Origin of the sequence: Rathayibacter sp. AY1D9, from assembly GCF_002932395.1 — a bacterium.
Lineage (GTDB): Bacteria > Actinomycetota > Actinomycetes > Actinomycetales > Microbacteriaceae > Rathayibacter.
Genome location: NZ_PSVQ01000059.1, coordinates 1 through 12,163, shown reverse-complemented (window position 1 = coordinate 12,163; position 12,163 = coordinate 1). Strand labels below are relative to the sequence as shown.

Below are 12,163 nucleotides of genomic sequence, written 5' to 3'. Positions count from 1 at the left end.
CGTCCAGGCCCATCGCGGGCACGCTCAGCCGGGCGGGCTCGACCCCGCCGCTGCCGCGCCTGCGCGCACCGTCGGCGTCGAGCCCGCCCGGCTGAGCGTGCCCGCGATGGGCCTGGACGAGCCGCTGATCGCGCTGGGCATCCAGTCGGACGGGGCGATGGAGGTGCCGGTGGACTACGACGACGTCGGCTGGTTCTCGGGAGGCGGGCGCCCGGGTGGCAGCGGCCGCACCGTGATCGCGGCGCACGTCGACTCGCGGTCCGGTCCCGCGGTCTTCTTCCGCCTCGGCGAGCTCGCCCCGGGCGATGAGATCGCGGTGAGCGGAGTGGACGGCTCCGACCACCGCTACCGGGTGAGGGCGGTCGAGTCCCACGCCAAGGCCGCGTTCCCCACCGCCCGCGTCTTCGGCGCGACCCTCGAGGAGGAGCTGATCCTCGTGACCTGCGGAGGCGAGTACGACACGGCGATCGGCCGCTACCGGGACAACCTGGTGGTGTTCGCCTCCCCGCTCTGAGGCCCGCCACGGAGGCGCGGCACAGAGGGGCGGCACGACCGCCCGGCATCGTGCCGCGGACGGTGGCGCAGAGCACAGCACGAGAGCCCCGTCGGCGCAAGGGTCCGAGCGCGCGCACGCCGTGTGGTCGGATGGGGAGGGCCGGCCCCCCGCCGCCGCTCCCCTCCCGCTCCCCACTGCCGTGGCGCGGCCGATCCGACAGGACGCCCGTGTCCACCAGCCCCCACCCCACCCTCTTCGCCCTGCCCGGACTCGGGCTCGACGGCCGCGCCTTCGACGCGCTCGGCCGCGAGCTCGCCGACGTCGCGGACCTCGTCGCGCTCGACCTGCCCGGTGGATCCGGGACCTCGCTCGAGGAGATGACCGCCGCCACGATCCGCCGGATCCGCGAGCACGACGCCTCCCGCTGGCTGCTCCTCGGGCACAGCATGGGCGGGAAGATCGCCTCCCTCGTGGCCTCGCGCACGGTCACCGGCCGCTCGGGCCTGTTCGGGCTCGCGGGCGTCGTGCTCCTCGCCGGGTCGCCGCTCTCGCCCGAGCCGATGGAGGAGGAGCGCCGCTCGACCATGCTCGGCTGGGTCGACGACGGGCACCTCGACGAGGCGCAGGCGCGCGAGTTCGTCGACCAGAACGTCGGCTCGCCGCTGCCCGCCGACGCCGACGCGGAAGTGCTGGCCGAGCTGCGCCGCTACTCCCCCGAGGGCTGGCGCGACTGGCTCGAGCACGGCAGCCGCGAGGACCGCACCGGAGAGGCCGCCCTCGGGGCCGTGCCCGCGCTCCTGATCGCGGGCGGTGCGGACGGCGACCTCGGCGCCGACGCGCAGCGCCGCCTGAACGGCTCCCTCTACTCCCGTGCCCGGCTGCTCACGCTCGCCGGGGCGGGCCACCTGCTGCCGTTCGAGCGCCCGGTCGAGGTGGCGGCGGCGATCCGCCGGTTCTGGGAGGAGGAGGCCGGCACGGCGCCGTCGGTCCCGGCCGACGTCGGCGCTGCCATCGCCTCCGCCCGCACCTCCACGCGGGTGCGCGGGCTGCTGGCGGTGCGCGCGCTCGCCGACGACCCGGAGTACGCGCCGCGCGCCCTGACCGTCGCCCAGCTCGCGGAGCTGCGCGCGATCGCCGACCGGGTCGTCCCTCAGGAGGGCGGCCGGATCGACCTGGCCGCACGGGTGGACACGCAGCTCGCGAACGGCGAGGGCGACGGCTGGCGCAACGCCGACCTGCCGGCCGACCCGATCGCCTACGGTCTGGCGCTCGACGCCCTCCGGGGCTTCGCCGGCCTCGGCCCCGCCGAGCAGGACGCGCGCCTCACCGCGATCGCCGACGGCTCCGCGGAGCCCGGCGACCGCTCGGCCGGCGGGCTCGGTGCCGAGCAGCTGACCGCCTGGTTCGAGGACTGCCGCGTCGACCTCGTGAAGCAGTGGCTGGCGCACCCCGCGTCGATGGCGCGGATCGGCTACGACGGCTACGCCAGCGGCGGCGACACGCTGCCGCTCGTGACGGGCTTCCGCCTGCTCGGCGCCGACGACCGCGAGACCTGGGAACCGACGACGAGGAGTCACCGATGAACACGACCGGCATGCGCCGCTTCCCGCTCGACGAGACGGTCGACGCCGTCGTGATCGGCACCGGGGCCGGCGGAGCGCCCCTGCTCTCGGTGCTCGCCGCTCGCGGGCTGCGCGTCGTCGCCCTCGAGGCCGGGCCGCACGTCGATCCGCTCGGCCACACCGCCGACGAGACGGCGGCCGTCGAGATCAACTGGATGGAGGAGCGCCTCAGCGGAGGCGAGACCCCCACCGCCTTCGGGCAGAACAACAGCGGCCGCGGGGTCGGCGGCTCGACGCTGCACTGGGGCGCGTTCACGCCCCGCCCCGACCCGCGCGACCTGCGACTCCGGAGCGACTCCGGCGTCGGCCGCGACTGGCCGATCGAGCACGCCGAGCTCACCGCGTACATCGAGAAGGTGGAGGCGACGATCGGAGTGGCGGGCCCGGCCGAGTACCCGTGGGACCCGTCGCGCCGCTACCTGCAGGGCCCGCTCGCGCGGAACGCCTCGGCCGACATGATGCTGCGCGGCTGCGCGGCGATCGGGATGCGCGCGACCGATGCGCCCGCCGCCGTGCTCAGCGGCCCGCGGGACGACGGCCGGCCCTCCTGCGTCAACTGCGGCCAGTGCCATCAGGGCTGCCGGACCGGCGCGAAGACGAGCATGGACGTGACCTACCTGCCGGAGGCGGTTCGGGCCGGCGCCGAGATCCGGGCCGACTCGTTCGTGCACGGGATCGAGCTGGACGCCGCGGGACGCGTGTGCGCCGTGGTCTACACGAGCGGCGGAGTGGAGCACCGGCAGCGCTGCTCCGCCCTGTTCCTCTGCGCGGGCGGCGTCGAGACGCCCCGGCTCCTCCTGCACACCGGCATCGCGAACAGCAGCGGCCAGGTGGGCCGGAACTTCCTGGCGCACGGGGCGACCCAGGTCTGGGGCACTTTCGAGAACGAGATGCGCGGCTACCGCGGCTACCCCTCCTCGGTGATCACCGAGGACACCGTCCGCCCGGCCGACGCGGACTTCGCGGGCGGCTACCTGATCCAGAGCCTCGGAGTGATGCCGCTGACCTACGCGACGACGCTCGCCCGCGGCGCGGGACTCTGGGGCAGCGCTCTGATGGACGCGCTCGACGGCTACCGCTTCGCGGCGGGCGTCGGGATCAACGCGGAGTGCCTGCCCGCCGACGGCAACCGGCTGGAGCTGACCGACGAGCTGGACGAGCACGGGGTGCCGAAGGCGCGCATCACGTTCTCGGCGGGCGCCAACGAGGAGGCGATCGACCGGCACGCGATCCGGACGATGACCGCGATCGTGGAGGCGGCCGGCGCGACGAGCACGCGGGTGATGGCGCGCACGGCGCACACGCTCGGCACCGTGCGGATGGGCACCGACGCGGGCGACGCCGTGATCGACGCGGACGGCCGCAGCTTCGACGTGCCGAACCTCTGGGTGTGCGACAACTCGGTGTTCCCGAGCGCGCTGATCGCGAACCCGGCGCTCGCGACGATGGCGCTCTCGCTGCGGACGGCGGACCGCTTCCTGGTGGCGTAGCGTCGCGGCGGCGGGACGGCTGCGGGGCGGGACGACGGGCGAGGTGCTCCTCCGCGTCGCCGACTGACCGCGCGTGCCCGCCCGGACTGCTCGCCCGGACTGCGCACCCCGCCGGAGCAGCCGAGGGGCGGTGCGGGGCGCCAGCGCAGTCCCGAGACACGCTGCCCGAACGGCGGGCCGACGCGACGGCATGTGACGGCGGTTAGGCGCGCGCTGAGCTGCCGAGGTGCTGAGCTGCCGAGGTGCTGCATCGTGGTGGCTGAACGGCGGCATGGCGAACGGCGGCGGCACGGCCCTGGTGTCGGCACGGTGTCAGGCGACGGTGCGGCCCCGGTGACGGTCCGCGCCTCAGCGGCGGTGGTGCGGCGGTGGTGCGACGGTGCGGCCGCGTGAACCCGAGCGAAGGCGCAGATCCGAGCGTCAGTGGCGCGGCGGGAGGTCGCTGAGCACTCGCCTCCGAGCGACAGCACGGCCCGATCACCAGTGCGAACCCGCGCCATGGGCCGAACCCGCCCGACAGCCGATTCCCTCAGGGGTGCACGGCAGCACGGGAGCACGAAAGCACGGCAGCGCGGCAGCACCGCAGCACCGCAGCACGGCAGCACCGCAGCACCGCAGCACGGCAGCACGGCAGCGTGTCAGAACGGCAGCGTGTCAGAACGGCGGCGGCCGGTCCTCGAACCTCGGGGTCGCGGGTGGGCCTGGACGGAGCCGTTCCTCGAGGCCCGGCGGGCGCGTGGTGATGCGGCGGCCGGTGGGGGTGGTCCAGTCGGCGGTGCCGTCGGGGTGGAGGACGTAGGTCCAGCGGTCGCCGTGCCGCACGTGGTGGTGGGCGACGCAGAGACTGGCGAGGTTGCCGGGGTCGGTGCCGCCGCCGTTTCGCCACTCGACGACGTGGTCGGCCTCGGCGCTCGCGGCGGAGCGGGTGCAGCCGGGGAAGCGGCAGGTCACGTCGCGGAGCTGGAGGAGGAGCCGCAGCTCGCGGTGCGGCAGTCGGCGTGTGCGCCCGACCGAGAGGACGGCGCCCGTCCGGGGCTCGGTCAGCACGCGGGTGACGGTCGCGGGGACGAGGCTCCGGGCGACGTCTGCGGGGATCGGGCCGTAGCCGTCGAGCTCGGCGGAGGCGTCGTCGGCGCCGGACGCGGTGCTCGCCGACAGGGTGACCCGCACCTCGGCGCGCACGCCGGTGACGAGGGTCGGAACGGGCCGATCGGCACCGACCGGGTCGGGCACCGTGCCGATGACGTCCGCATCGCAGAGGAGGTCGGCGAGAGCGTCGGCTCTCAGCTGGGCGAGGGTCCGCGCGTCGCCCGCTCGGGAGATCGCATCGACGGCGCCCGCCCCGGTGGTCCCGGCGGGCTCCGCTCCGGTCGTCCCGCTGGACTCCGCTCCGCAGGAGCCCGCTTCCGCGGCGTCGAGCGGCGGCGTCCCCTCCGCCGCGTCGCGGAGGATCCGGGCGATCCGGTCGAGGCGGCTGTACGCCCCCACGGCGACCGGGGCGGGGAGGAGGGCGCAGAGCGTCGCCATGCCGTCGACCTCGGGGGTCAGCCAGACCGCGCGGTCCTCGCGGGCACGTCGGTGCCGCTCGGCGAGGGGCTGCTCGTGGAGCTCCTCCCGCAGTCGGGCCAGAGCGCGCCGCAGCTGGGTCGGCGTGGTGCGGGCCGCGAGCTCGGCCGCCCGCGTATCGAACGCGGCGCGGGAGCCCGGAGGCAGGGTGGCCGCTACGGCGCAGACGACCTGGCCCGCCTCCCACCGCAGTCGCGCCCCGGCGAGGGCGGCGCGGGTGGTCGGCAGGTCCTCGACGAGGAGGCGCGCGTGGTCGAGCTCGCGGGAGGCGACCCGTTCGGAGACTCCGAGGGCGACGGCGAACTCCGCGCGGATCGACCGCTCGGCGAGGTCGCTCGACGCGTGGGGCGCCGAACCGCGGGCGAACGACTCCGGACGCTCGAGCGCGGCCCGGTGCCCGGCGTGCAGCTCCTCGGCCGCGGCCAGGAGCAGCGGGGACGCCGAGCGGGCCAGCGCCGCGGCTCGGTCGCCGCGAGCACGCACCTCGCTGAGCACCGCCTCCACTGCTGTCGACCCGCTGATCATCGTCATACGTGTATTCAATCAGCGACCACCGACACGGAAGCGACGGATCGTCATATCCGTGGAGAACCGGCGTGAAGCCCTCCTGTGGAGGGAGGGATCACCGCAGCCGACACCGCACATCCCCGCCGTCCTCGGGGCGGCGCGCGCAGGACACCGGCGCAACACCCCGCCACACGCACCGCCACACGCCCCCCGCTCACGCGAACCGCACCGCCACTCGCACCCGCTCACGCGAACCGCACCGCCACACACGCCCCCGCTCACCCGATCCGCACCGCCACACGCCCCCGCTCACCCGATCCGCACCGCCACACGCCCCCGCTCACGCGAACCGCACCGCCACACGCACCCGCTCACGCGAACCGCACCGCCACACACGCCCCCGCTCACCCGAACCGCACCGCCACACGCCCCCGCTCACCCGAACCGCACCGAACCGCACCGCCTCCCGCACTCCCGCACACCCTCAGCCTCACGCGAACCGCCCCGCCACCTCCGCCAGGCACTCCCGGAACACCCGCACGGCCGGCGACGCCAGCTGCGCCTCGCGCTGGGCGGTGAAGATCGTGCGGCGGGGCGTGCCGGGCAGCTCGAGGAGGCGGCAGTCCGGCGCCTCGCCCGCCCAGACCAGGTCGGGCATCAGGGCGACGGCGTGGCCGGAGGCGGCGAGTCGGATCTGCGCCTGCAGGTCGGCGGTCTCGAAGCGGACGTCCGGCTCGAAGCCCGCGACCCGGCAGGTCTGCTCGGCGAAGTGGCGGCTCGCGGTGCCGCGCGGCTCCATCACCCAGGCGGAGACGCGGGCCGAGGCGAGGTCGACGACGGCGGAGTCGCGGCTCACGGCGAGGCGGATCGCGTCGGTCGTCAGGTCGCTGCGCACCAGTCCGGGCAGCCAGGAGGTCGAGTGGCCGGGGTACTGCTCGGCGACGACGAGGTCGAACTCCCGCGCCCACGACGTCTCGTGCAGCGCGCCCTCGGGCTCGCGCTGCACCATCTCGACCCGCACCTCCGGGAAGCGGTCGGCGACGGCCCGGAGCGCACCCGGCATGAGCGCGAGCGCGGCCGACTGGAACACCGCGACGCGCACCCGCCCGGTCACCGACTCCCCCGAGGCCGCGAGCGCCGCCTCCGCCCGCTCGAGCAGGGCCATCACCTCGCCGGCCGCCTCGACCAGGATCTCGGCCTGGGGTGTGAGCTGCACGCGCCGGCCCGCCTTCCGCAGCAGCTCGACGCCGGCCTCGCGCTCGAGCACGGCGAGCTGCTGCGAGACGGCGGAGGGACTGTAGGCGAGGGCCTCGGCCGCGGCGGCGAGAGTGCCGCGGATGGCCACCTCGCGGAGCAGGACCAGGCGGCGGACATCGAGCACGGCGTCCCTCCGATCGTTCAGCTGAGCTGACCGGTACCGGTAAGGAACGGTCGCTTCTGCTCAACGGTAGCCGGTCGAATACTGAAGGCACCCACCTCAGAGCAGAAGGACCGCACCATGACGGATCTCGCCAGCCCCGCTCTCGCCACCGGCCCCGCGGCCGACGGCCCGTCCCCCGATTCGATCGATCCCCGCCTGGTCGACGAGAGCGTCGCCCTGGTGCGGCGCTGGCTGCGCGAGGCGTCCGCGATTCCGATCGACGCCTCCGGGGCGCAGCTGGCGGGCGTGCTGAAGGACCCGGCCGGCCTGGACTTCACGGTCGGCTTCGTCGACGGCGTCGTCCGCCCCGAGGACACCCGCGTCGCGGCGGCGGCGCTGAAGGCGATCGCGGGCGGCGTGCCGTCCTTCCTCCCGGCTCCGATGCGCGGCGCGGTCGCCCTCGGCGGCGTCATGGCGCCGCTCCTCCCGGACGTCGTGGTGCCGATCGCGCGCCGGGTGCTGCGACGGATGGTCGGCCACCTGATCATCGACGCGACCGACTCCCGCCTGGGCCCGGCCATCGCCGCGATCCGCCGCGACGGCGTCCGGCTCAACATGAACCTGCTCGGCGAGGCCGTCCTCGGCCGCGAGGAGGCCCACCGCCGCCTGGAGGGGACGCACCGGCTCCTCGCCCGCGACGACGTCGACTACGTCTCGATCAAGGTCTCCTCGAGCACCGCCCCGCACAACCCGTGGGCCTTCGACGCCGCGGTCGACGACATCGTGGAGGAGCTGGCGCCGCTGTTCGCCCGGGCCGCCGCGTCCTCGCCGCAGAAGTTCATCAACCTCGACATGGAGGAGTACAAGGACCTCGACCTCACCATCGCGGTCTTCACCCGCATCCTCGACCGGCCGGAGTTCCTCGGCCTCGAGGCCGGCATCGTGCTGCAGGCCTACCTGCCCGACGCGCTCTCGGCGATGATCCGCCTGCAGGAGTGGAGCGCCGCCCGCCGGGCCCGCGGCGGCGCCGGCATCAAGGTGCGCCTGGTCAAGGGCGCGAACCTGCCGATGGAGCAGGTCGAGGCCTCGGTCCACGACTGGCCGCTGGCGACCTGGAGCAGCAAGCAGGACTCCGACACGAACTACAAGCGCGTCGTCGACTACGCGCTGCACCCGGAGCGGATCCGCAACGTGCGGGTCGGCGTCGCCGGGCACAACCTCTTCGACGTCGCGTACTCGTGGCTTCTCGCCGGCACCCGCGGCGTCCGCGAGGGGATCGAGTACGAGATGCTCCTCGGCATGGCCCAGGGCCAGGCGGAGGCGGTGCGCCGCACGGTCGGCTCGCTCCTGCTCTACACGCCGGTCGTCGCGCCGGCCGAGTTCGACGTGGCGATCGCGTACCTGATCCGCCGGCTGGAGGAGGGCGCGTCGAGCCAGAACTTCATGTCGGCCGTCTTCGAGCTCGAGGCCGACCCGGCGCTCTTCGCGCGGGAGGAGGAGCGGTTCCGCGCCTCCGTCGCCGCCCTCGACGGGGCCGTCCCCCCGGCGCACCGCGTGCCCGACCGGTTCGCCGCGAGCGGCCGTCCGGGACCGGGCGACTTCCGCAGCACCCCCGACACCGACCCGTCCGTCGCCGCGAACCGCGAGTGGGCGCAGGCGATCCTCGCGCGCGTCCCCTCCTCCCGGGCCGGCGCCGACGCGATCGAGGCCGCCACGATCGGCACCCTCGACGAGCTGGAGTCGGTGCTCTCCGGCGCCCGCGGCAGCGGCTGGAGCGACGTCCCGGCCGAGGAGCGCGCCCGCATCCTGCACCGCGCCGGCGACGAGCTGGAGGCGCGCCGCGCCGAGCTGCTCGAGGTCATGGCGGCCGAGGGCGGCAAGACCCTCGACCAGGGCGACCCCGAGGTCTCGGAGGCCGTGGACTTCGCCCACTACTACGCCGAGCGCGCCCTCGAGCTCGACGCGGTCGACGGCGCCCGCTTCCACCCGGCCGCGCTGACCCTGGTCGCTCCGCCGTGGAACTTCCCGGTCGCGATCCCGGCCGGCGGCGTCCTCGCGGCGCTCGCGGCCGGCTCCGCCGTGGTGCTCAAGCCCGCCGGACCGACCGCGCGCTGCGGCGCGGTAGTGGCCGAGGCGCTGTGGGCGGCGGGCGTGCCCCGCGAGGCCCTGCGCCTGCTCCGCCTGCCGGAGGAGGAGCTGGGGCGCGACCTGATCGCCTCCCCGCAGGTCGACCGCGTGATCCTCACCGGCGCCTACGAGACGGCGGAGCTGTTCCGCTCCTTCCGGAACGACCTCCCGCTGCTGGCCGAGACGAGCGGCAAGAACGCGATCGTGGTCACCCCCTCGGCCGACCTCGACCTGGCGGTGAAGGACGTGGTGGCGAGCGCCTTCGGGCACGCGGGCCAGAAGTGCTCCGCCGCCTCGCTCGTCGTGCTGGTGGGCTCCGTCGCGCGCTCGAAGCGGTTCCGCGCGCAGCTGCTCGACGCGGTCTCCTCCCTCACGGTCGGCTACCCGACCGATCCCGCGACGCGGATGGGGCCGGTGATCGAACCCGCCGAGGGCAAGCTGCTGCGCGGCCTGACCGAGCTCGGCGCCGGTGAGACCTGGCTGCTGCAACCGCGGAGCCTCGACGACTCCGGACGCCTGTGGAGCCCCGGCGTCCGCGACGGCGTGCGCCGCGGGTCCGAGTTCCACCGCACCGAGTACTTCGGGCCGATCCTCGGGATCATGACGGCGGCGACCCTCGACGAGGCGATCGCGATCGTCAACGAGGTCGACTACGGGCTCACCTCGGGCCTGCACGCGCTCGACCCGGAGGAGATCGGCACTTGGCTCGACGGGATCGAGGCGGGCAACCTCTACGTGAACCGCGGGATCACCGGGGCGATCGTGCAGCGCCAGCCGTTCGGCGGCTGGAAGAAGTCGGCGGTCGGCCCGGGCACCAAGGCGGGCGGGCCGGACTACCTGCTCGGCCTGGGCTCGTGGACCGCGGCGTCGTCGGAGGCGACCGCTCCGGTCGTCGGACCGGCCGCCCGCCTGCTCGCCGCGTCCTGCGCGGAGCTCCCGGCGGAGGAGCACGCCGCGGTGGAGCGGACGGCGCGCAGCTGCGCGGCGGCGCGGGCCGCGAGCGCTCCTCGCGACGTGACGGGGCTGGAGGCGGAGCGCAACGTCTTCCGCCGCCTGCCCTACGACTCCGCCGTGCTGGTGCGTTTGGCCGCCGGGGAGCCGCTGGGCTCGCTCGTGCGGGTGGCCGTCGCGGCGGCGACCGCGCAGGCACGGGTGGTCGTCTCGAGCGCCGTGGCGCTGCCTCCGCAGCTCGCCGCCGGTCTCGACGAGGCGGCAGGCGCCGTCGTGGTCGAGGACGACGCGGCGTGGGAGGCGCGGGTGCGCGCGCACGGCGCCGGACGGGTGCGTCTGCTGGGCGCGTCCGCCGCGACGGTGACGGCCGTGACGGGCGGGCGCCCCGACCTCGCGGTCTACGCGGGCGCGGCGACCGAGGCGGGCCGGCTGGAGCTGCTGCCGTTCCTCCGCGAGCAGGCCGTGTCGATCACGGCCCACCGCTTCGGCACGCCGGACCATCTCACGGACGGGCTGCTCTGACCGGCGCGATCCGACCGGCGTGATCCGACCGCCCGCCGCGGGATCCCGCTCCGGTGAACCCGCTCCGGCGTGTCGACTACCGGAGCGGCGTCTCGCGGAGAGGGCGACGGAGGAACGACCGGGCGGAGAGGGGTCAGCCGCAGGCCGCACGTCAGTCCGCGTCAGCTCCGCGGCGGGTCCGCAGGGGTGGAGCGCGCGTCGTTGCTGGCGCGCGGGCCCTCCGGGAGGAGCGCGGCGCGTCCCACGCCCGATCGACGGCGGCGGCCGGGGTCAGCAGGATGTGCGCATGACCCGCCAGGAGAACGGCCGGCGCACCGCCGCGCCCGCCCGCGCGCCAGGCCCGCGCACGCGCCCGACCGTCGGCTCCGCCTTCGACCAGCGGTCGAACAGCATCAACGCCCTGCGGCTCGGGCTGGCGGTCCTCGTCATCGTGTCGCACTCCTTCCCCCTCGGCGGCTACGGCGACGACCCCGGGTTCGGCGGCTCCACCCTCGGCGCCTGGGCGGTCGGCGGGTTCTTCGCCACCTCCGGCTTCCTGATCACCGCGAGCCGGCTGCGCTCGCGATCGCTGGTCGACTTCCTCTGGCGGCGCTTCCTCCGCATCTATCCCGCCTTCCTCGTCTCGCTCCTGGTCGTGGCCTTCGTCGCCGCACCGCTCGCGTCGCTCCTCCTCGGAGCCGGCGAGTACAGCGCGGCCGGGGCGGTGCGCTTCGTGGTCGCCAATGCCGCCCTCTACATCCGGGAGTACGGCATCGCGGGGATGCTCGGCTCCGTCCCCTACCCGGGCGCGTGGAACGGCTCGCTCTGGAGCCTGTTCTACGAGTTCGTCAGCTACGTCGTGATCGGCCTGCTCGTCTCCCTGGCGCCCGAGCGCTGGGTGCGCCCCCTCGTGATCACGGGATTCGCGGGCCTCACCCTCGTCGCGGCGGTGCTCGCGACGGACCTCGTCCCGTTCCCGGCGCCCCTCAACCAGACGGTGACGCTCGTCGGGTACTTCCTCGCCGGCGCGCTCGTGCACCTGTACCGCGACCGCCTCCCCCTGACGGGCGCGCTCACCGCCGTCGCGGCCGTGCTGCTCGTCCTCGTGATCGCGACCGGCCTCTACCGCGTGCTCGCCGGCCTCCCCCTCGCCTATCTGATGGTCGCGCTCGGCGCCCGGCTCCCCCTGCGTCGGGTGGGCGCGACCCACGACGTCTCCTACGGGATGTACATCTACGCGTTCCCCGTGCAGCAGCTGCTCTCGCTGGCGATCGTCGGAGCCGGAGCCGACGTGCCGCTCTGGGCCTACATCGCGCTCTCGGTCGCGGCGACGGTCCCCCTCGCGTGGGCGAGCTGGCTGCTGGTCGAGCGCCCCGCGATGCGGCTGAAGCGCCTCACCGCCCGGGCTCCCGTCGACGTCGAGGGCCACGTCCTGCGCTGAGGCCCGGAGCCGCGAGCCCGGAGCCGCCGAGGGGGAAGGAGTGCGACACGATGACGAGGACCGCCAGCCCGAGCCGCAGGGCGTTGATGCTGTTCGACCGCT

At 75.2% G+C, this 12,163-nt stretch carries 7 protein-coding genes; 5 read left to right on the top strand and 2 right to left on the bottom strand.

The window, feature by feature from the left end:
• The 3 genes from C5C50_RS16150 to C5C50_RS16140 all read left to right on the top strand — a co-directional run.
• On the top strand, nucleotides 1-514 hold a 514-nt coding region (locus C5C50_RS16150; protein ID WP_258067790.1), incomplete at its 5' end, for a class F sortase.
• Nucleotides 515-723: 209 nt separating this feature from the next.
• Entirely contained in the window at nucleotides 724-2,079 is a 1,356-nt protein-coding gene (locus tag C5C50_RS16145) for an alpha/beta hydrolase (RefSeq protein WP_104273915.1), read from the top strand.
• The gene (locus tag C5C50_RS16140) at nucleotides 2,076-3,608 is read left to right on the top strand and encodes a GMC family oxidoreductase (protein WP_104273914.1); all 1,533 of its coding nucleotides are present in this window, start codon (nucleotides 2,076-2,078) and stop codon (nucleotides 3,606-3,608) included. Before C5C50_RS16145 ends, C5C50_RS16140 begins: the two co-directional genes overlap by 4 nt.
• A gap of 654 nt (nucleotides 3,609-4,262) precedes the next feature.
• Here the strand turns inward: C5C50_RS16140 and C5C50_RS16135 are convergent.
• Complete coding sequence (locus C5C50_RS16135) at nucleotides 4,263-5,705, bottom strand: HNH endonuclease signature motif containing protein (protein WP_104273913.1); 1,443 nt, start codon at nucleotides 5,703-5,705, stop codon at nucleotides 4,263-4,265.
• Between the two features lie 466 nt (nucleotides 5,706-6,171).
• On the bottom strand, nucleotides 6,172-7,062 hold the full coding sequence (locus C5C50_RS16130; protein ID WP_104273912.1) for a LysR family transcriptional regulator: 891 nt from the start codon (nucleotides 7,060-7,062) through the stop codon (nucleotides 6,172-6,174).
• A gap of 117 nt (nucleotides 7,063-7,179) precedes the next feature.
• On the opposite strand from C5C50_RS16130, the gene C5C50_RS16125 reads away from it, so the two are divergent.
• Nucleotides 7,180-10,641, top strand: coding sequence for a bifunctional proline dehydrogenase/L-glutamate gamma-semialdehyde dehydrogenase (locus C5C50_RS16125; protein ID WP_104273911.1), 3,462 nt, complete (start codon nucleotides 7,180-7,182; stop codon nucleotides 10,639-10,641).
• Between the two features lie 286 nt (nucleotides 10,642-10,927).
• Nucleotides 10,928-12,061 carry an acyltransferase gene (locus C5C50_RS16120; RefSeq protein WP_104273910.1) on the top strand — a complete coding sequence of 378 codons (1,134 nt, stop codon included), beginning with the start codon at nucleotides 10,928-10,930 and terminating at the stop codon, nucleotides 12,059-12,061.
• Nucleotides 12,062-12,163 lie beyond the last annotated feature (102 nt).